Consider the following 18,519-nt stretch of genomic DNA (forward strand, 5'->3'; position numbering starts at 1 on the left):
GGGGTGAGCCGGCCCGCTACTTCTCCTCGCGGGGCTCACGGACCGCCGCGGGCGCGACGACCGGCGCCATCCCGGGCGAGGTCGTGAGGGCGGTCGGACCGGCCTCGGCGGCCACGCAGTCGGGGATGGAGTCGTCGGCGGCGACGGCACCCCCCGCCGGGAGGGTCTCCGGGGCCCGGAGCCAGAACAGCAGCGCCAGCGCCGAGATCGCGCCGGTCACCCCGAACGCCCAGCCGAACCCGGCCTGCTCGGCGACGGCACCGGCGGCGAGCGGGCCGATGATCGCGCCCAGGTCGCCCGCCATCTGGAAGCCGGCCAGGACGGTGCCGCCGCGGGCCTTGGCCCCGATGACGTCGGCGACCGCCGCCGTCATCGCGGGATTGACGAGCCCGCTGCCGATACCGCAGACCAGCGACAGGACCAGGAAGACCGGCATGGACTCGATGAGCCCGAGAACCGCGGTGCCCACGGCGGAGATCGCCAGACCCGTCATCACCGGGGGCTTGCGCCCGGCGCGATCCGCCCAGCGGCCGGACACCATCAGTGTCACGGCGTTGCCGGCGGCGAAGACGCCCAGGGCGTACCCCGACCAGGCATCGCCGTAGCGCAGCACCTCGACCACGAACAGGGGCACCATCGCGACCCGCACGCCGAAGACGGCCCAGCCGTTGGCGAAGCTGGCGGCCAGCGCGGCCCGGTAGGTGGGATGGCCGAACGCGGAGCGGAACGTCGCGGCCGGCGCGGCGGACGGGTCGGCCGAGACGGGCGGGCCGGTACGTCCGCGCAGCATGACGGCGGTGAGGACCAGCGCGACGAGCACGGCCACGGCGTAGGCGAGGAACGGCACCCGCAGGCCGAACCCGATGAGCAGGCCGCCCAGCAGGGGGCCGGCGACGTTCCCCAGCAGGAAGCCCGTCGCCCAGCTGCCCGACGCCCGGCCGCGCGCCTCGGGCGGGGCGAGCCGGACGAGCAGCGAGATCGCGGAGACGGTGAACATCGTCGAACCGATGCCGCCGAACGCCCGGAAGAACAGCAGCTGCCAGTAGTTCGCCGCGAACGCGCAGAGCGCGCTCGACGCGGCGGAGATGCCGAGGCCGACGACGTAGACGCGCAGTTCGCCGAACCGGCTGACCAGCCGCCCGCTGACCGGGGCGAACCCGAGCCGGAACACCGCGAACAGGCTGATGACGAGCGACACCGCGGTCACGCCGACGTCGAAGCTGCGGGCGAACGTCGGCAGGGCGGGCGCGACGAGACCGAACCCGACCGCGATGACGAACGAGGCACCGACCAGGACCCAGATCTCCCGGGGTAGCCGTACCGTCGTCGTGCCCGTGCTGCCGGACCTGCCCCGCATTCCCACCTGATCCCTCTCGTCCATTTCGTGAGCAAGGCTAATCGAGGCGGGGCGTCGGCGCCGCGGAGTGCCGGAAACCAGCACCGGGGCCGCCCCGCTCGATCGAGCGGTGCGGCCCCGGTGCATCAGGGGTGTGGAGGTGCCGGGAATCGAACCCGGGTCCTCCGTTGCTTCACGAGGGCTTCTCCGTGCGCAGTCCGCTATGCCTCTACTCGGACCCTCCGGTCACGCGAACAAGCCGGAGTGACGATCCCAGTCGCTGTGAGATGTCCCGTGCGAGCCCGCGACCGGCCCGCACGGTGATCCCTCTGAATGATGCCGGGGTCCGGGGCGAGGGAGCCCCCGGTCCGACAGCGACGCTCCTCGCTCAGGCGGCGAGGGCGTACGCGCGCTGACTCTTGTCGGCGCTTGATTTTTTGCGACGGGTGGTTAACGAGATCATCGTCGCCTTCCTCGGCACGCTTCACCTCGATCTACATCCGAAGTCGAAACCGTTCACCCCCTGGCGTCCACCCGTTGTGGGCGGACACGTCATCCTAACGCGGCAGCGCCGCCGGTTCATCCCGAATACCCGGACGGCCCGACGGCGCGTCGTGCCGTGGACCGCCGTCAGACCCCGAGCACCCGCGCAGGCGCGTCGTGCAGCACCGACCTCAGGAACCCCACGCCCAGCCGGTCGTCGGCCGCCGCCCAGCCGGCGATCACGGCGACCTGCTCGTGGTAGCCGTAGGGGATGTTCGGGAAGTCCGTCCCCAGCACCACGCGGTCGGCCACCCCGGCCAGCCGCGCAGGCCAGTCCGGCGGCAGCGGCGCGATCTCCTCGGCGAACCCCGTCCCCACGACGGTCGTGTCGATCATGACACCCGGATACCGGTCGACCAGCGCCAGCGCGTCGACGAAGTCGGGCATCCCCGCGTGGGCCAGCACGACCCGCAGCCGCGGGTGCGCGGCCAGGACCTCCCCGAACACGTCGAGACCCGTGTGGGCTCCCGACACCGGGCCGTGCCCGCAGTGCACCATGGCCGGGACACCCGCCTCCGCGAGCAGCCCCCACGCCGGCGCCAGCAACGCGTCGCGCGGGTCGTAGCCGCCGACCTGCACGTGCACCTTCACCAGCCGCGCGCCGGCGTCGACCGCCTTGCCCAGGTAGTCGACGACCCCCGGCTCCGGGAACATCGTCGCCGTCGGCACCGCGCCCGGCGTGGCCGCCGCGAAGTCGAGCGCCCACTGCGTGAGCCACTCCGCCATGTCGGGCTTGTGCGGGTACACCAGCGGCGCGAACCGCAGCACACCCAGGTCGCGCAGGATCGACAGCCGCTCGTCCTCGGGGACCTGGTAGTGGATCGGCCAGGGCCGCCCGTAGTACTCCTCGCCCTTCGCGAAGTGCGCCCAGACCTTGGCCATGACCCGGTCGGGCATGAAGTGCGTGTGCGTGTCGACGATCCCCGGCAGGCCCAACTCACCCACGAACCGCGCGACGTCCGCGTCGTCGACCGGCGGCGGCGGAACCGTCACCGCAACTCCCGGGCGCGCCCCTTCGCCGCGCGACCGAACGCCCGCTGCACCTCACGGTCGGCGTCGCGCTTGGCGAGGTCCTGGCGCTTGTCGTAGGACTTCTTGCCCTTGGCCAGCGCCACCTCGCACTTGACCTTGCCCTCGTTGAAGTACAGGGCCAGCGGCACGAGCGTCAGGCCGCCCTCGCGGGTCTTGCCGATGAGGCTCTCGATCTCCCGGCGGTGCAGCAGCAGCTTGCGCGTCCGCCGCGGCTCGTGGTTGGTCCAGCTGCCGTGGGTGTACTCGGGAATGTGCAGCCCGCGCAGCCACACCTCGCCGTCGTCGATCGTGGCGAAGGCGTCGGCGAGCGAGGCACGACCCAACCGCAGGCTCTTCACCTCGGTGCCCATCAGCGCGACGCCGGCCTCGTAGGTGTCGAGGATGGCGTAGTCGTGTCGCGCCCTGCGGTTCTGCGCGATCACCTTGCGGCCTTTCTCCTTCACCCGACCAGCCTACGCGGACGGGAAAGGGGTTTCAGACCTTCACGTACAGCCGCAGCGTCACGTAGCCGGTGACGCCCGCGATCGCCGCGCCGATCGGCACCAGCCAGATCGACGTCTCCAGTACGTCGAAGACCGTGACCGGCGGGATGACGCCGTTCTGCGCGATCCCGGCCAGCAGGTCGTCGATGAACACGAACTTCGCGACGACGAGCCCGACGCCCGCGAGCACCGCACCCGCGACGCCGGTGAGTACGGCCTCGATGAGGAACGGCAGCTGCGTGTACCAGCGCGTCGCGCCGACCAGGCGCATCACACCCACCTCGACGCGGCGCGTGTACGCCGACACCTGCACCGTGTTGGAGATCAGCAGCAGTGCCGCGACGGCCTGGACCAGGGCCAGCGCGAACGTCACGTTCCGCACGCCGCCGAGGAAGTCGAACAGCTTGCCGACGACGTCGCGCTGGTCGATGACCGTGCGCACCCCGACCTGGCCGTCCATCGCCTGCCGGACCGCCTCCGCGCCGTTGTCCTGGTCGGCGAGCTTGACCCGCAGCGTGGCGGGCAACGACTGCGGACGCGCGACGTCGGCGATCGACTGGCCGGCGAACAGCTCCTGGAAGCGTTCGTAGGCCGCCTGCTGGCTTTCGTAGCTGACCGACTCGACGAGCGGCGAGTTCTGCAGCGTCGTCCTGATGCCCTGGCAGATGGGCTGGCTGCAGTCGGTGTCGGCCGACGACACGTCCTGGGTGAGTGCGACCTGCACCTCCAGCCGGTCGGCGTAGATCGCCTCCGTGGAGTCGATCGTGCGCACCGCGAGCAGCCCGGTGCCGACGAGGGCGAGCGAGATCGCCGTCGTCAGCACCATGGCGATCGTCATGGTGACGTTGCGGCGTAGGCCGGTGGCGACCTCCCGGCGGACGAAGTCGGTTCTCATTCCGCCTCCGCGGGAAGAAGTACGTCGGCGACACTCACTGCGCGCGGCCCACCCCGTAGACGCCACGCGACTCGTCGCGGACGACCTGGCCGAGGTCGAGCTCCACGACCCGGCGGCGCATCGAGTCGACGATCGAGTGGTCGTGCGTGGCCATCACCACGGTCGTGCCCGTGCGGTTGATCCGCTCCAGCAGCAGCATGATGTCCTGGCTGGTGTCGGGGTCGAGGTTGCCCGTCGGCTCGTCGGCCAGCAGGAGCAGCGGCCGGTTCACGAACGCCCGCGCGATCGCGACGCGCTGCTGCTCGCCGCCGGAGAGCTCGTGCGGCATCCGGTCGGCCTTGCCCTCCAGCCCGACCAGCTCCAGCACCTCGGGGACGACCCGGCCGATGGTGGCCTGCGGCTTGCCGATCACCTCGAGGGCGAACGCGACGTTGCCGCCGACGGTCTTGTTGGGCAGCAGCCGGAAGTCCTGGAAGACGCACCCGATCCGCTGCCGCAGCCGCGGCACCCGCCGACGCGGCAGCTTCGCGACGTCGAGATCGGCGACGGTGATCTTCCCGCGCGTCGGCAGGTCCTCGCGCAGCAGCAGCCGCAGGAACGTGGACTTGCCCGATCCCGACGGCCCGATGAGGAAGACGAACTCGCCCTTCTCGACCGACACCGAGACCCGGTCGAGCGCGGGGCGCGTCGACGTCTTGTACATCTTGGTGACGCGTTCCAGGCGGATCACGGCTGGGACGGTACCGGTCGCGACCCCCGCAGCCGGGCTCCGACCCGTCCCCTCGGCGCGGCGCGCCGACCGCTCGCGGATCGCACCGGATTCATCACTGAGAGTGATTGGCCGGAGCCACTCACATGGCTCAGTTGTCCTCGGACTGCTGCTGGCGGCGCCAGCGGATCCCGGCCTCGATGAAGCCGTCGAGGTCGCCGTCGAGCACCGCTCCCGGGTTGCCGACCTCGTAGTCGGTCCGCAGGTCCTTGACCATCTGGTACGGGTGCAGGACGTAGGAGCGCATCTGGTTGCCCCACGACGAGCCCGTGTCCTTCAACGAGTCCATGAGGGCCCGCTCCTCCTGGCGCTTGCGCTCCAGCAGCTTGGCCTGCAGGACGACCATCGCGGTGGCCTTGTTCTGGATCTGGCTGCGCTCGTTCTGGCAGGACACGACGATCCCGGTGGGGATGTGGGTCAGCCGGACGGCGGAGTCGGTCGTGTTGACGCCCTGGCCACCCGGCCCCGACGAGCGGTACACGTCGACACGCAGCTCCTTCTCGTCGATGTCGATGTGGTCGGTCGACTCGACGACCGGGGTGACCTCGACGCCCGCGAACGAGGTCTGGCGGCGGCCCTGGTTGTCGAACGGGGAGATGCGCACCAGCCGGTGCGTGCCCTGCTCGACCGACAGCGTCCCGTAGGCGTAGGGGGCGTGGACCTGGAAGGTCGCTGACTTGATGCCCGCCTCCTCCGCGTACGAGGTGTCGTAGACGTCGACGCCGTAGCCGTGGCGCTCCGCCCAGCGCAGGTACATGCGCATGAGCATCTCCGCGAAGTCGGCCGCGTCGACGCCGCCCGCCTCGGAACGGATCGTCACCAGCGCCTCGCGCTCGTCGTACTCCCCCGACAGCAGGGTGCGGACCTCGAGGGACTCGATGTCGGAGCGCAGCGACGCCCGCTCGCTGTCGGCGTCGGCGATCGCGGACTCGTCGTTCTCGTCCTCGGCCAGCTCGTAGAGCACCGGCAGGTCCTCGAGGCGGCGGCGCAGGTCCTCGACGCGGCGCAGGTCACCGCCCGCGTGCGCGAGCCGGCTGGTCACCTTCTGCGCGACCTCGGTGTCGTTCCACAGGTCGGGTTGGCCCGCCTGCTCCTCGAGGTCGGCGATCTCGACGCGCAGCGCGGGCAGGTCGACGACCGCCTCGATGTTGTCGAGGGTGCCGGACATGTCCTTGAGGTCGGCTGCAACATCGGGGTTCACGACAGACCAGCCTACGCACCGCCGCTAGTCGGTCGGGATGGCGTCCAGGAGCTTGACCATCGCGCGGGTGTGGGCGACGGCGAAGTCGGCCACGGCCTTCTCGTACGGGTCCGACTCGGTGCGGGCGGCCGAGCGGGCGCCGTCGAGACGCACCGCGTAGGCGACGCGGGCGGTGCGCACGAGCTCGGCGCGCTGACGGACGGTGAGTGAACGCGAGTGCAGCAGCCGCAGCACCAGCGGGCTGCGCAACGAGTCGGCCCCACCGCCCGCCATCAGCCAGGACTTGAACGCCCGCCGCCCCGGCTGCGTGATCACGTACTGCTGCGACGCCCGCGGCCCCTGCTTGCCCAGCTTGAGCAGGCCGGCCTCGGTGAGGGCGGGCAGCTCCCGGTACACCTGGCTGCGCGTCACGGAGAAGAAGGCCCCGAAGCGGTCGGCCGCCGCAGCGACGAGCTGACCGCCGGTCATCGGCCCGCTGTGCAGCAGTCCGAGCAGCGCGGCAGCGGTCGCATTCACGGCAGTGGACGCTGGCATGGCTCTTACAGTGACACGCCCGGGCGAGGTCCGCATCCACAGCGGACGGACCCCGCCCGGTCGGCCCGGTCAGCCCATCGTCAGCGTGGCGATCCGCGCACGGTGGGCGTCCGCGTCGCCGTACTGCCCGGCGAGGCGCTTGGCCCGCTTGTAGAACAGGTGCGCCTCGTGTTCCCAGGTGTAGCCGATGCCACCGTGGTACTGGATCATCGCCGCGGTCGCGGCCACCGCGGCGTCGGACGCCTTCGCCTTCGCGACGGCGACGGCGAGGTCGGCCCCGTCGGCTCCGGTCTCGACGACGTGCGCGGCGTACAGGACGGCGTGCTCGGCCATCGTGACGCCGACGTGGAGGTCGGCCAGCGCGTGCTTGATCGCCTGGAAGGACCCGACGGGCACCCCGAACTGCTCACGTTCGCGGTCGTAGGCGACGGTCCGGGTGATCGCCTCGCGGGCGACACCGGCCAGATCGGACGCGACGAGGACGGTCGCGCGGGCGGTCAGGGCCGCGATCGTGGCGGCGTCGGCGCCCGGGAGCGCGTCCCCCGCACCGTCCACGGTGACGGTCGCGAGGCGCGTCGTGCCGTCGTAGGAGCCGACGGGCTCGGCGGTGAACCCGCCGCGGCCGACGAGGACGAGCCCCTCGCCGTCACGCAGGACGACCACGTCGGCGACCGCCGCGTACTCGACCGCGCTGCGGTCGGCGCGCAGCGAGAAGGCACCCACGGCCTCGCCCGACGCCAGTCGCGGCAGCCACGTCGCCCGCTGCTCGGCCGAGCCGGCGAGCCGGACGGCGTCGGCGGCGAGGACGGTGCCCCGCCACGGCCCGGGCGCCGCGCCCGCGCCCAGCGACCGGGCGATGACCTGCGCCTCGACCAGGCCGAGCCCGAGCCCGTCGTGCTCCTCGGGGACGGTGACGGCGAGCCAGCCCTGCTCGGCGGCGGCCTTCCACAACGTGTCGGGGTGGCCGTCGCCACCCGTGTCCTCGACGACGCCGCGCACGGCGTCGAGGTCGAAGCGCTCGGCCAGGTACGCCGTGACCGCGGTGCCGAACTCGCGCTGGTCGTCGGTGAGTGCGAAGAACATCGGGCCTCCTACCGCGGCAGGCCGAGCACGCGCTCGGCGGTGATCGTGCGCTGGACCTGCGAGGACCCGCCCCAGATCGTGACCGACCGGGACCACATCGCCTGCGCGTGCAGCGGGCGCAGGTCGAGCTCGCCCAGCGAGTCGAGGGTGGCGTCCTCGCCGAGGACGTCGTCGTAGACCTCCCAGAGGTCCTGGAACGTCTCCGACCACTGCAGCTTGGTCATCGACGCCTCGAACCCGAGATCACGGCCCTGTTCGACCTGGGTGAGCACGTGCATCGCGTGCAGCCGCAGGCATTCGAGCTCGGTGAGCACCCCGGCGAGCCGGCCGCGGATCACCGGGTCGGTGTCGCGGCCCAGCCTGCGGGCGACCTCGACGATCTCGTCGTACTGCCGTCGGAACTCGGTGTACTGCCCGATCCCCGACGCGCCGCGCTCGAACGAGAGCAGCAGCATCGCGGTGCGCCACCCGTCGCCGATCTCGCCGAGGACGTCGGTGGCGGCGACGCGGGCGTCGTCGAAGAACACCTCGCCGAACTCGCTGGCGCCGCTCATCTGCTTGAGCGGGCGCGCGTCGACGCCGTCCTGGTGCATGTCGATGAGCAGCATCGAGATGCCGCGGTGGCGCTGCGACCCCGGCTCGGTGCGGACGAGGGTGAAGATCTTGTCGCCGTGGACGGCGTTGGTGGTCCACACCTTCTGGCCGTTGACGACGAAGTCGTCGCCGTCGCGCACACCCTTGGTGGCCAGCGCGGCGAGGTCGGACCCGGCGCCGGGCTCGGAGAAGCCCTGGCACCAGATGACCTCGTTGCGCAGCAGCGGCCCGACGATCTCCTTCTTCTGGGCGTCGGTGCCGATCGCCATGACCGTCGGCGCGAGGAACGCCAGGCCCAGCGGGTTGACGGTGCGTGGGGCGTGGGCGCGGACCGTCTCCTCGTCGTAGATCGCCTTCATGCCGGGTGTGCCGCCGCGCCCGCCGAACTCCGCCGGCCACTCGATGCCGGCGAACCCGGCGAGTGCCTTGTCGCGCTCCCAGTCGCGGCGCACGCGGAAGCTCTCGTCGTCGCCGAGGGACTCCCAGAAGCCGGGGCGGGTCCACTCGTCGGGGATGTTCGCGCCGAGCCAGGTGCGGAGCTCCCGACGGAACTCCTCCTCGGCCTCGGTGTAGGTCAGGTCCATGCGGCCTCCTCGCGCGCCGGTCCGGTCGTCACGCAGCCTTCCATACTCGTCGGTAACTTGCCGCGCGCCGTGGGCGCCGCCGGTATGCGCCCCGTAGCGTCGGAGTATGCGCAGCGAGCGGGTGACGGTGACCCTTCCGGCCGAGCTGGTGGCCGTGGCGCGCGAGGCGGTCCGCGCCGGTCACTCGTCGAGCCTGTCGGCCTACGTCGCGGAGGCGGTGACGGCGCGACAGACGCGCGACCGCTCCCTCGCGGTGCTGGCCGACCTCTACGGCGGGCCGCCCCCGCCGGACGAGCTCGACGCGGCCCGCCGGTCGCTGCGCCTCGTCCCGCCGCCCGCCCCCCTCGGCCGACCGCGGTGATCGGCGGACGGATTCTCGACGCCTCGGCGCTGGCCGCGTTCGCGATCGGGCGCCCGGTGTACGTCCGCGCGCTGGTGTGGGCCGCGGTCGAGGAGAACATCGTGCTGGCCGTCCCGAGCGCCGCGCTCGGCCGGGCCTGGTCACTCGTCGGCCCGGAACACCATGCCGCCCTTCAGGTCCTGCTCGGTCTGCCCAACACGGTCATCGACGAGCTGAGCCCTGCGATGGCCCAGGAGTCGGGCCTGCTGATGGCCGCGTCCGGGCAGGACGACCTCGTCACCGGTCAGGTCGTCGCCGCCTCGCGGCGCCGCGGCTGGCCCGCCGTCACCGGGGACCCGGGCGCGCTGCGCAAGATGGACGGGACCGTCGCCATCGAGGAACTCCCGTAGCGGGCGGCTGCGCGCGGAGGCGCCTCACCCGACGGTGAAGCGCTCCCGCAGCCGGGCCATCGAGGAGTCGTCGAGACCGTTGGCGCGCAACCAGCCCGCGGCGCCGCCGTGCTCGCGGTCGAGGGTGGCCAGCACCTGGGCCATGGCCTCGGCGCGGGGCAGGTGCGGGGTCAGGTCGGCGGGCATCTCGCCGCCCTCGGCCGTGGTCCAGCGCCGGAACATCTCCTCGACCCTGGTCGCCGAGAGCGCGTAGTCGTCGACGACGGCGGCACGCTCCACCCCGACCGTGTCCAGCACCAGCGCGACGAGGACACCGGTGCGGTCCTTGCCCGCCGCACAGTGCACGAGCGCCGGTCCGGCCTGCGGGGCGGCGAGCCTGCGGACGGCCTCGACGACGTTGGCGGGCCGGTCGGCGAGGTAGCCGAGGTAGTTGCGGGTCAGCGGGTCGGTGTCCGCGCCCGTCTCGGGCAGCGCCCGGCCCTCCTCGGGGATGAAGGACAGGGCGACGGTCTCCACGCCCGCCGCGGCGACGGACGTCGGCCCGTCGCGGTCGATCTCCCGGGCGGTGCGCAGGTCCAGCACGAGCGAGAGGCCGAACGTCTCGACGAGGTGGCGCACGTCGGCGGGGGTGACGTAGTGCAAGGACGCGCTGCGCAGCAGCACGCCGGGACGGGTGGTCCCGCCGCCCACGACCGGCAGTCCGCCGATGTCGCGGACGTTGTCGAGTCCTTCGAGCTGCAGCCAGCGATCGACGACGGTCACCCCTGCACGGTAACCGGGTTCAGCCGGCCAGCTTCTGGACTGCGCCCCGCGTCACGACGAGCGGGTCGGGAGGTCCCGGCGCACCGCCCTCGGGGGTCAGCCAGGTGAAGGTCATGACGACCTCGTCGCTGTGAACGGTGATCAGCAGGATGTCGAAGCCCTCCCCGCCGACGCGCCAGCCGGTGGCCTGTGCCCCGCCGACGTCGACGCGGAGGTCCTCACCGGGGGTGACGACGACGGGTCTGCCGCTGACGCTGCCCTGCCCGCAGTCGAGCCCGGCGACGGAGTGGTCGTACGCGGCCTGCGCGGTGGCCTTGTCCGGGTAGACCGAGACGGCCTCCTGGACCCGGGCGGACGCGCTCTCGAACGCGACGCCCACCCGGACGGCGTCGGGGAACCGGGCGACGACGCCGGGACCGCCGCACACCGCGGGGGCCGCCGGATCGGGCTTCGGTTCGGCGATGGAGACGAACCCGGGCCCGAGCTCGGCCTCGGTGAGCAGGAAGGGGCGCAGCCCGTCGGCCGCGGTCTCGATGTCGCGGACGTCGGGGGTCCCGGTGGAGGCGGGCGGCGCCTCACCGGCGGCCGCGGCGGGCGGCGGCACGACGGGCGCCGCGACGACGGTGCGGGCGACGGGTTCGGCCGTCCCGGGGGTGGACTGTCCGCAGCCCGCGACCGCGACCAGCGCGACGGCCGCCGTTGCCAGCGCGGCGAGCTTCTTCATGCCGACGAGTGTTCGCCGTGCGGGCCGCCGGGTCAGGGGTGGCAGCACCCCGGTGCATGGCCGTACGGGTACGCCCTCAGCCGGTGAACGGTGCCGGGTTCAGGATGCGCCGGTGCAGCTTCGCGACGATCGGCCCGTCGGCCTCGCTGGCGGCGCGCGCCTCGATCCAGTCGGGGTCGGCCATGAACGCCGACCACTTGGCGTCCATGTCGGCCAGGGAGTCGAACCTCATGACGTAGACGAGCTCGTTGTTGGTGTTGTCACCGACCGCGGTCAGCGACAGGAACACGCAGTCCATGTCGTGCTTGGCGAACTGTGCCTTGGTGACCTCGTTGAACCGCTTCACGAGTGCGGGCATCCGGCCCGGGACGGTCGTGTACTCGCGGATCTCGTAGATCATCAACACTCCTCGGGACGGCGGCGTCGCCCACGATCGTAGGTCGCGCGGCTCAGCCGACGGGAGGTCGGCGCAGCGCGGGCGGCAGCAGCCGGGCGCCGTCGCCCTGGGCGCCGATGCGGTCCCCCGGGTTCCACAGCCGGCACCGGGCCAGCGACAGGCAGCCGCAGCCGATGCAGGAGTCGAGCCCGTCGCGCAGGGCGACGAGCGCCTCGATCTGCTCGTCGAGGCGGCCGCGCCAGGACCGGGACAGCCGTGTCCAGTCGGCCTTGGTCGGGGTGCGGCCCGCGGGCAACCGGCCGAGGGCGTCGCGCACCTCGTCGAGGCCGATGCCGATGGCGCGGGCGGCGCGGATGAACGCCAGCCGGCGCAGCACCCCGCGCTCGTAGCGCCGCTGCCCGCCCGACGTGCGCGTGGCCGAGACCAGGCCCTCGCGCTCGTAGTAGCGCAGCGCGGAGTGCGGGAACCCGCTGCGGTCGACGACCTCGCCGATCGTGAGCAGGTCGTGGCTGTCCATGACACTCCTTGACCTCGAGCTGACTTCAGCTCTCACCCTAGTCGCGTGACATCCACCGCGCTCGTCACCGGAGCCGCCCGCGGCTTCGGCCTCGCCCTCACCGCGGGCCTCGTCGCCCGCGGCACCACCGTCATCGTCGACGGCCGCGACGCCGCCGCACTCGCCGCCGCCACCGCCGACCTGCCCGGCCCGGGCCGTGTCGTCACCGTCGCCGGGGACCTCACCGACGCCGCACACCGCGGCGCCCTCCACTCCGCGGTCCGCCGGGCGGGCGGGCTGGAGCTGCTCGTCCACAACGCGGGGGCGCTCGGGCCGAGCCCGCTGCCCCGCCTCGCCGACCTCGCCCCGCACGCGTTCGACGCGCTCTGGGACACCAACGTCGCCGCGCCGCTGGCGCTGACCCGGCTGCTGCTGCCGTTCCTGCGCACCTCCCCCGGCGCCGCGATCGTCACGCTCAGCTCCGACGCCGCCGTCGAGGCCTACGAGGGCTGGGGCGGCTACGGGGCAACCAAGGCCGCGCTCGACCAGCTCGCCGCGGTCCTCGGCGTCGAGGAACCCGCGGTGCGCGTGTACGCCTTCGACCCCGGTGACATGCGCACCGCCATGCACCAGCGGGCCTTCCCCGGCGAGGACATCTCCGACCGCCCCGAGCCCGCGACGGTCGTCCCCGCCCTGCTGACCCTGCTCGACCGGCGGCCGCCGTCGGGACGCCACCGGGCCGCCGACCTCCTGGAGAGCTCACGATGAGCCTCTCCTTCGTCCTGCCCGACCGGCTCTCGGCCGCCGAGCCACCCGAGGCGCGCGGGACGCCCCGCGACGGCGTGCGGCTGCTCGTCGCCCGCCCCGGCAGGCCCGTCCGGCACCGCCGCTTCCGCGACCTGCCCTCGGCACTCGCACCGGGCGACCTGCTCGTCGTGAACACCTCGTCGACGGCGCCCGCAGCCGTCGACGGCACCCGTTCCGACGGCCGACCGGTCACCGTCCACGTCAGCGGCCCGGTCCCCGGCGTGCCCGACCGCTGGGTCGTCGAGCTGCGCACACCGGCGCGGGAGCGGGTGCACGACGGCCGGTCCGGCGAGGTCGTCACGTTGCCCGGTGGTGCGCATGCCGTGCTGGTCGCCGCCCATCCCGATCCGGCGGCCGTCCGGAGCAGGTTGTGGCGGGCCGTGCTCGACACCGGCGCGACGGCGCTGACCCGCTGGCTGGAGCGCGTCGGGCGGCCGATCACCTACTCCTACCTGCGCGACACCCCGGGGATCGACGACTTCCGCACCGTCGTGGCGAGGCCGGGCCGGGAGTTCCCGAGCGCCGAGATGCCGTCGGCCGCACGCCCGCTCACCCGCGACGTGCTGGCCCGGCTCGCCGCCCGCGGCGTGGGCGTGGCCGAGGTGGTCCTGCACACCGGCGTCTCCTCGGTGGAGGCGGGCGAGACGCCGCTGCCCGAGCGGTACCGGGTCCCGGCCCGGACCGCCGATGCCGTCAACACCGCCCGGGCCGCGGGGCGGCGGGTCGTCGCCGTCGGCACGACGGTGACCCGCGCGTTGGAGACGGTGGCCGCGGACGACGGGTCCGTCCGCGCGGGCAGCGGCTGGACCGGGCTCGTGCTCGGCCCGGACCGGCCGGCGCGGACCGTCGACGGGCTGGTGACGGGCTGGCACGAGCCGCAGGCCTCCCATCTGCTGCTGCTCGAGGCCGTCGCGGGCCCCGAGACCGTCGCCGCCGCCTACGCGGCTGCGCTCGCGGAGGGGTATCTGTGGCACGAGTTCGGCGACAGCTGTCTGCTGCTCGCGTGAGCCGGGACCTCGACGATCACCGGCGGCCGTCCGGCCATTGCGGACTGTCGGCGCCGAACGGCGCCGTCGGTGATCGACATGGACCCGACGGTTGCAGCGGAAACGACCGCCGAACGCGCTCGGTGACCGTTCGTCGCGGATCATGGGCGACCGGCCGTCGCTCCGCGGTCCGGGCGAGCGGCGGGTGACGAGCGCCGACAGGCAGCTCAGCGCCTTGTCTCCGCCTGGTCACCTTCCGTAGTGTCCGTCGCGCAGTCACGATCCGATCACGAGCGGACACCGAGCCGGACTCCCCACCGGCTCCCCGGGCCCCCGAACCGGACGTCCGCCCCGCTGGTCGGCTGATCGCGGAAGGACATGACTTGCCCAGCCACCGCTCCCCAGGCGGCAGGCAGGTGCCCGTGGTTCCGGCCCCGAACCGGACCTCCACACGGCACCAGGCTGCCCGCAGGCCACTCGTCACCGAGTCGGCCAGGCGCACTGCTGCGCACACGACCGCCGCCCTCGGCGCGGCCGTCGGCGTCATCAGCACGGGCGCGTTCGCCCTCGTCATGCCCACGACGACGGGCTCGCTGCAGCCCACCGCCGACGCCACCGAGATCCCCACGTCGCTGGCCGCGAACTCCACGGCGCTACCGGTCGACACCGCCCCGGTCCGCGCGTCCTCCTCGACACTCGGCACGCTGTCCCCGGTCGCGTTCGTCATCAACACCGGCGACACCGACCTCGACACCCCGGCCGACCCCGACATCGCCGCACTCGACAAGGGCGGCAAGCTCGCCGACCAGCTCGCCGAGATGCACGCGCAGGCCGCCCGCGAGGCCGCGGAGAACGCGCGGATCGACGAGATCGTCGCCAAGGGCGGGCTCGACGGCTGGATCGCCGAGGCGCTGCGGATCATGGACATGCCGCAGTCGTACGCGCCGAGCGTCAAGAAGATCATCATGGCGGAGTCGGGCGGCAACCCCCGCGCCATCAACAACTGGGACGTCAACGCGGCCCGTGGGACGCCCTCCGAGGGCCTCATGCAGACGATCCCGTCGACGTTCCGCAAGTTCGTGCACCCGAGCCTGGCGGGCCGGTCGATCACCGACCCGGTCGCGAACATCACAGCGGGCGTCCGCTACATGGTCGCCACCTACGGCATCGGAACCCTCGCCAACGGCGGTCGCAGCAACCACCTCGGCCAGTACATCGGCTACTGAGCTCCACCCGGTCTCGTTCCGGACGAACGGCACAGTGGCGCAACCGGGTTGCGCGACTGTGCCGTTCGTTCGTGTCGGCGCCGCGGCATCCGGCCGTCCTCCCGCCCGGCCCCGCTGCGGGATCCGTCGCCGGGCGCCCGGCCCCTCCGTTCGGTCCCGCACAGCGCCGACGGGTCCGACGCGCACCCGCGACCTGCGCCTGACACCTCCGGCACGCGGGGTCACCGGACCTGATGAGAGAATCGGCGGCGATGACCGCCATGCCCGCCCCACCCGTCAGCACGACGACTGTCGGGAGCGAGCGGCGCTACCGGCCGGAACTGCAGGGCCTGCGGGCGCTCGCCGTCGCGCTCGTCGTCGTCTACCACGTGTGGTTCGGCCGGATCTCCGGTGGTGTCGACGTCTTCTTCCTCGTCTCCGGCTTCCTGATCACCGGGCAGCTGTACCGGTCCGCGCAACGCGGCGCCGTGCCGCTGTCGAGGAACTGGGGACGCCAGATCGCCCGGCTGGTGCCCGCGGCGGCGGTCGTCCTGGTCGCGACGGTCGTCGCCGGGCTCGCGATCCTGCCGGAGGCCCGCTGGGTGCAGACGGTCCGCGAGGTCGTGGCCTCGGCGTTCTTCCTGGAGAACTGGCGCCTCGCGGCCGACTCCGTCGACTACTCGGCACAGCACAACACCGCCAGCGTCGTGCAGCACTTCTGGTCGCTGTCGATCCAGGTGCAGTTCTACGTGGTGTGGCCGCTGCTCTTCGCGGGGGTCGTGCTCGTCGCCGGGCGGGCACACCTCGACCGCACGCTCACCCGCGTCATCGCCGCCCTGTTCGTCGCCTCGCTCGCCTACTCGGTGGTGCTCACGGCGACCGACCAGCCGCTCGCCTACTTCCACTCGCTCACCCGGGTGTGGGAGTTCGCACTCGGCGGCCTGCTCGCGCTGTGGATCGACAAGGTCGACCTGCCCGCCCGGTTCCGTGTGCTCCTCGGCTGGCTCGGCGTGATCGGCCTCGTCGCGTGCGGGGCGGTGCTGCAGGTCGGAAGCGTCTTCCCCGGCTTCGCCGCGCTGTGGCCGACGTGCGCGGCGGCGCTCGTCCTGCTCGCCGGCGCCACCGGGAGCAGGCGCGGCGCCGACCGGCTGCTGTCGTCGGCACCGATGCGCTACCTCGGCGACATCAGCTACTCGCTCTACCTGTGGCACTGGCCGGTCCTGCTGTTCTACCTCGTCCTCACCGGGGAGCCGTCGGCCGACCTCGAGGGCGGCTCGTCGGTCATCGTCCTGTCGGTGCTGCTGGCAGTGATCACCTACCACCTCGTCGAGGAACCGATGCGCCTGCGGCACAAGAGCCGGCGCGCCCAGTACCGGCTCGGTGCCCTCTCGGTGGCCGTCGTCCTGCTCGCGACGGCCGGTTGGCAGGCCGTCTCCCTGGTGCGGGCCGACCACGGCGCCCAGATCGGCGACTCGACCCACCCCGGCGCGATGGCCCTCGTCCCTGGCTACACCTCGGTCAGCGCCACCGACGTGGCCGTCGACCCCTTGCCGCCCATGGTCTCCCTCGGTGAGGACTGGGGCCGGGCGTCCGGCCCGTGGACGTGCAGGGCCGATCCGGCCCGGCCGCCGCTCGAGTCGTGCACGCTGGCCGTCGACGGCACCCCCGAGCGGCGCGTCGTCGTCGTCGGCGACTCGCACTCCCAGCAGTATCTCGGTGCGCTGCAGCCGATCGCGGAACGCAACCGGTGGGAGGTCACGGCGTTCCTCAAGGGCGCCTGCCCGTTCTCGACGGCCTCGGAGACCGAGCCGGACTCGGCCGAGTGCATCGCCTGGAACACCGCGCTGGTACCCGCCGTGATCGACCTCCACCCCGACGCCGTGTTCACCATGGCCAGCCGTGAGGTCCGCTCCGGGCTCACCGAGTCCACCCCGGCCGGCTTCGTCGAGGCGTGGACCCGGCTCTCCGACGCCGGCATCGCCGTCCTCGCCGTGCGCGACAACCCGCGGTTCGACTTCCGCCCGCCCGACTGCGTCCAGGAGAACGGCCGCGGCGCCCCGCAGTGCGGCGCCGAGCGCAACGCCTGGTACCCCGAGGTCCCGTCGTGGGTCGGCGCCCCGGGCGTCCCGTCGAGCGTGCGGTTCCTCGACTTCAGCGACCTCATGTGCGCCCCGGACGGGCAGTGCCCCGCCGAGATCGGCAACGTGTGGGTCTACATGGACGACAACCACCTGAGCGCGACGTTCACCGCGTCGATGGCGCCGGTCGTCGAACAGCGGATCATGTCCGCGATGGGCTGGTAGCTACATCTCGTCGAGGACCGGCCGGGCCCGCTCCGCGCCGACGGCGACGACGTCGCCCGCCCGCAGCTGTGCACCCCGCCGGGTCTCCGGACGGCCGTTGACCTGCACCTCACCGGCCTCGACCAGCTCGCGGGCGTGCACCCCGTCCTCGGCGAGCCCCGCGAGCTTGAGGAACTGACCGAGCCGGATCGGCTCCTCGCGGATGGGCACGGCACGGATCGGCGACCTGACGGACATGGGCCCCATCATCCCCGGTACGCCGGCGGCACCTCCAACAGCTCCGCGTGCAGGGCACGGCTCGCCGGTCCCGGAACGGCGCCGAGGTCCTCGCGCAGCGCCCGGGTCAGCCGGGCGTAGACCTCCAGCGCCGCACCACGGTCACCGCGCCGGTCCAGCGCCCGCATCAGCAGCCGGTAGCCCGTCTCGGCCAGCGGGTCGTCGTCGACGAGCGCGCGGGCGCTGCGCTCGGCGCTCGCGAGCTCGGTGGGCCCGAGCTGCAGGCATGCCTCTGCGTAGCAGCTCAGGGCACGTCGACGGTCGTGGCCCAGCTCGGCCCGGCGCCGCTGCACCCACGGCTCGTCGAACTCGGCGAGGAACGTCCGCTGCAGCACGAACAGCGCGCTCAACGCCTGTGTCCAGGCGCGCCGCCAGTCCTGCTGGGCCGTCGCGGCCTCGGCGGCGTGCAGCGCCGCACCGGCGACCGCACCGTCGACGATCGAGTTCTCCGGCAGCACCAGCTGCAGCCCGGACCGGCCCCGGATCTCCACAGGTGCCACGAGTGCCCGGACCTTCGACAGCAACGCCGCGAACGTCGCCGCCGCCCCGCTCCCCGGCGCAACCGGTTCCCACAGCCGTTCGACGACGGTGGACCGGTCGACGGGGCTGTGCCGGGAGTCGGCCAGCAGTGCGATCAGCAACCGCCCGCGCCTACCCGGCAGCGCCTGCTCGACGGGCCTGCCGTCGACCGAGAGCGCGAAGCGCCCGTGCAGCTGGATCCGGACCACGATGCCCAATTGCAGGGATACGGCAAGGTCGG

21 protein-coding genes and 1 other RNA gene are annotated in these 18,519 nt (G+C 73.0%); 6 read left to right on the plus strand and 16 right to left on the minus strand.

Going from position 1 to position 18,519, the window contains the following annotated elements; all coding sequences use genetic code 11:
- Nucleotides 1–16: 16 nt before the first annotated feature.
- From AB7F12_RS04325 to AB7F12_RS04370, 10 genes are all read right to left on the minus strand, one after another.
- Nucleotides 17–1,381 (minus strand): MFS transporter, encoded by a 1,365-nt coding sequence (locus tag AB7F12_RS04325; RefSeq protein ID WP_428499918.1) that lies wholly within the window; start codon nt 1,379–1,381, stop codon nt 17–19.
- Between the two features lie 107 nt (nt 1,382–1,488).
- Nucleotides 1,489–1,860: a transfer-messenger RNA gene (gene ssrA, locus AB7F12_RS04330) on the minus strand.
- Between the two features lie 106 nt (nt 1,861–1,966).
- The gene (locus AB7F12_RS04335; protein WP_428499919.1) at nt 1,967–2,872 is read right to left on the minus strand and encodes an amidohydrolase family protein; all 906 of its coding nucleotides are present in this window, start codon (nt 2,870–2,872) and stop codon (nt 1,967–1,969) included.
- Nucleotides 2,869–3,354 (minus strand): SsrA-binding protein SmpB, encoded by a 486-nt coding sequence (gene smpB, locus AB7F12_RS04340; RefSeq protein WP_147102473.1) that lies wholly within the window; start codon nt 3,352–3,354, stop codon nt 2,869–2,871. Before smpB ends, AB7F12_RS04335 begins: the two co-directional genes overlap by 4 nt.
- Before the next feature lie 31 nt (nt 3,355–3,385).
- The gene (gene ftsX, locus AB7F12_RS04345) at nt 3,386–4,288 is read right to left on the minus strand and encodes a permease-like cell division protein FtsX (RefSeq protein WP_428499921.1); all 903 of its coding nucleotides are present in this window, start codon (nt 4,286–4,288) and stop codon (nt 3,386–3,388) included.
- Nucleotides 4,289–4,322: 34 nt separating this feature from the next.
- Entirely contained in the window at nt 4,323–5,018 is a 696-nt protein-coding gene (gene ftsE / locus AB7F12_RS04350) for a cell division ATP-binding protein FtsE (RefSeq protein ID WP_428499922.1), read from the minus strand.
- Nucleotides 5,019–5,148: 130 nt separating this feature from the next.
- A complete protein-coding gene (prfB, locus tag AB7F12_RS04355) occupies nt 5,149–6,258 on the minus strand; it encodes a peptide chain release factor 2 (protein WP_428499924.1) in 1,110 nt (369 codons plus the stop codon).
- 24 nt (nt 6,259–6,282) lie between these two features.
- Nucleotides 6,283–6,792, minus strand: a complete 510-nt coding sequence (locus tag AB7F12_RS04360; RefSeq protein ID WP_428499926.1) for a PadR family transcriptional regulator — start codon at nt 6,790–6,792, stop codon at nt 6,283–6,285.
- 69 nt (nt 6,793–6,861) lie between these two features.
- Nucleotides 6,862–7,875 (minus strand): acyl-CoA dehydrogenase family protein, encoded by a 1,014-nt coding sequence (locus AB7F12_RS04365; protein ID WP_428499927.1) that lies wholly within the window; start codon nt 7,873–7,875, stop codon nt 6,862–6,864.
- Nucleotides 7,876–7,883: 8 nt separating this feature from the next.
- On the minus strand, nt 7,884–9,053 hold the full coding sequence (locus tag AB7F12_RS04370; RefSeq protein WP_428499928.1) for an acyl-CoA dehydrogenase family protein: 1,170 nt from the start codon (nt 9,051–9,053) through the stop codon (nt 7,884–7,886).
- Nucleotides 9,054–9,159: 106 nt separating this feature from the next.
- On the opposite strand from AB7F12_RS04370, the gene AB7F12_RS04375 reads away from it, so the two are divergent.
- On the plus strand, nt 9,160–9,414 hold the full coding sequence (locus AB7F12_RS04375; protein WP_428499929.1) for a hypothetical protein: 255 nt from the start codon (nt 9,160–9,162) through the stop codon (nt 9,412–9,414).
- Nucleotides 9,411–9,803 carry a hypothetical protein gene (locus AB7F12_RS04380; protein WP_428499930.1) on the plus strand — a complete coding sequence of 131 codons (393 nt, stop codon included), beginning with the start codon at nt 9,411–9,413 and terminating at the stop codon, nt 9,801–9,803. Before AB7F12_RS04375 ends, AB7F12_RS04380 begins: the two co-directional genes overlap by 4 nt.
- 24 nt (nt 9,804–9,827) lie before the next feature.
- Here AB7F12_RS04380 and AB7F12_RS04385 read toward each other — a convergent pair whose 3' ends face one another.
- From AB7F12_RS04385 to soxR, 4 genes are all read right to left on the minus strand, one after another.
- Nucleotides 9,828–10,565, minus strand: a complete 738-nt coding sequence (locus AB7F12_RS04385; RefSeq protein ID WP_428516529.1) for a tyrosine-protein phosphatase — start codon at nt 10,563–10,565, stop codon at nt 9,828–9,830.
- 19 nt (nt 10,566–10,584) lie between these two features.
- The gene (locus AB7F12_RS04390) at nt 10,585–11,289 is read right to left on the minus strand and encodes a hypothetical protein (RefSeq protein ID WP_428499398.1); all 705 of its coding nucleotides are present in this window, start codon (nt 11,287–11,289) and stop codon (nt 10,585–10,587) included.
- 76 nt (nt 11,290–11,365) lie between these two features.
- Complete coding sequence (locus tag AB7F12_RS04395; protein WP_428499399.1) at nt 11,366–11,689, minus strand: NIPSNAP family protein; 324 nt, start codon at nt 11,687–11,689, stop codon at nt 11,366–11,368.
- 49 nt (nt 11,690–11,738) lie between these two features.
- Nucleotides 11,739–12,203: a redox-sensitive transcriptional activator SoxR gene (gene soxR, locus AB7F12_RS04400; protein ID WP_428499400.1), complete on the minus strand. Its 465-nt coding sequence runs from the start codon at nt 12,201–12,203 to the stop codon at nt 11,739–11,741.
- A 45-nt stretch (nt 12,204–12,248) separates the two neighbouring features.
- Here soxR and AB7F12_RS04405 point away from each other — a divergent pair, with 45 nt between their 5' ends.
- The 4 genes from AB7F12_RS04405 (at nt 12,249) to AB7F12_RS04420 (ending at nt 17,483) form a co-directional block, all read left to right on the plus strand.
- Complete coding sequence (locus tag AB7F12_RS04405) at nt 12,249–12,950, plus strand: SDR family NAD(P)-dependent oxidoreductase (RefSeq protein ID WP_428499401.1); 702 nt, start codon at nt 12,249–12,251, stop codon at nt 12,948–12,950.
- Nucleotides 12,947–13,996, plus strand: a complete 1,050-nt coding sequence (locus tag AB7F12_RS04410; protein ID WP_428499402.1) for an S-adenosylmethionine:tRNA ribosyltransferase-isomerase — start codon at nt 12,947–12,949, stop codon at nt 13,994–13,996. Before AB7F12_RS04405 ends, AB7F12_RS04410 begins: the two co-directional genes overlap by 4 nt.
- Before the next feature lie 395 nt (nt 13,997–14,391).
- Complete coding sequence (locus tag AB7F12_RS04415) at nt 14,392–15,201, plus strand: transglycosylase SLT domain-containing protein (protein ID WP_428517869.1); 810 nt, start codon at nt 14,392–14,394, stop codon at nt 15,199–15,201.
- Nucleotides 15,202–15,452: 251 nt separating this feature from the next.
- Nucleotides 15,453–17,483 carry an acyltransferase family protein gene (locus tag AB7F12_RS04420; RefSeq protein ID WP_428499404.1) on the plus strand — a complete coding sequence of 677 codons (2,031 nt, stop codon included), beginning with the start codon at nt 15,453–15,455 and terminating at the stop codon, nt 17,481–17,483.
- Here AB7F12_RS04420 and AB7F12_RS04425 read toward each other — a convergent pair whose 3' ends face one another.
- Complete coding sequence (locus AB7F12_RS04425; RefSeq protein WP_428499406.1) at nt 17,484–17,720, minus strand: RNA-binding S4 domain-containing protein; 237 nt, start codon at nt 17,718–17,720, stop codon at nt 17,484–17,486.
- An 8-nt stretch (nt 17,721–17,728) separates the two neighbouring features.
- Nucleotides 17,729–18,487: an AfsR/SARP family transcriptional regulator gene (locus AB7F12_RS04430; protein ID WP_428499407.1), complete on the minus strand. Its 759-nt coding sequence runs from the start codon at nt 18,485–18,487 to the stop codon at nt 17,729–17,731.
- Between the last annotated feature and the right edge of the window lie 32 nt (nt 18,488–18,519).

Source organism: Pseudonocardia sp. (assembly GCF_050250275.1).
GTDB lineage: Bacteria > Actinomycetota > Actinomycetes > Mycobacteriales > Pseudonocardiaceae > Pseudonocardia.

Coding starts and splice junctions, on each gene's coding strand:
- AB7F12_RS04325 (WP_428499918.1), bottom strand. CDS start 1,381: ATGGACGAGAGGGATCAGGTGGGAATGCGGGGCAGGTCCGGCAGCACG.
- ftsX (WP_428499921.1), bottom strand. CDS start 4,288: ATGAGAACCGACTTCGTCCGCCGGGAGGTCGCCACCGGCCTACGCCGC.
- AB7F12_RS04360 (WP_428499926.1), bottom strand. CDS start 6,792: ATGCCAGCGTCCACTGCCGTGAATGCGACCGCTGCCGCGCTGCTCGGA.
- AB7F12_RS04365 (WP_428499927.1), bottom strand. CDS start 7,875: ATGTTCTTCGCACTCACCGACGACCAGCGCGAGTTCGGCACCGCGGTC.
- AB7F12_RS04370 (WP_428499928.1), bottom strand. CDS start 9,053: ATGGACCTGACCTACACCGAGGCCGAGGAGGAGTTCCGTCGGGAGCTC.
- AB7F12_RS04375 (WP_428499929.1), top strand. CDS start 9,160: ATGCGCAGCGAGCGGGTGACGGTGACCCTTCCGGCCGAGCTGGTGGCC.
- AB7F12_RS04390 (WP_428499398.1), bottom strand. CDS start 11,289: ATGAAGAAGCTCGCCGCGCTGGCAACGGCGGCCGTCGCGCTGGTCGCG.
- AB7F12_RS04395 (WP_428499399.1), bottom strand. CDS start 11,689: ATGATCTACGAGATCCGCGAGTACACGACCGTCCCGGGCCGGATGCCC.
- soxR (WP_428499400.1), bottom strand. CDS start 12,203: ATGGACAGCCACGACCTGCTCACGATCGGCGAGGTCGTCGACCGCAGC.
- AB7F12_RS04410 (WP_428499402.1), top strand. CDS start 12,947: ATGAGCCTCTCCTTCGTCCTGCCCGACCGGCTCTCGGCCGCCGAGCCA.
- AB7F12_RS04420 (WP_428499404.1), top strand. CDS start 15,453: ATGACCGCCATGCCCGCCCCACCCGTCAGCACGACGACTGTCGGGAGC.
- AB7F12_RS04425 (WP_428499406.1), bottom strand. CDS start 17,720: ATGTCCGTCAGGTCGCCGATCCGTGCCGTGCCCATCCGCGAGGAGCCG.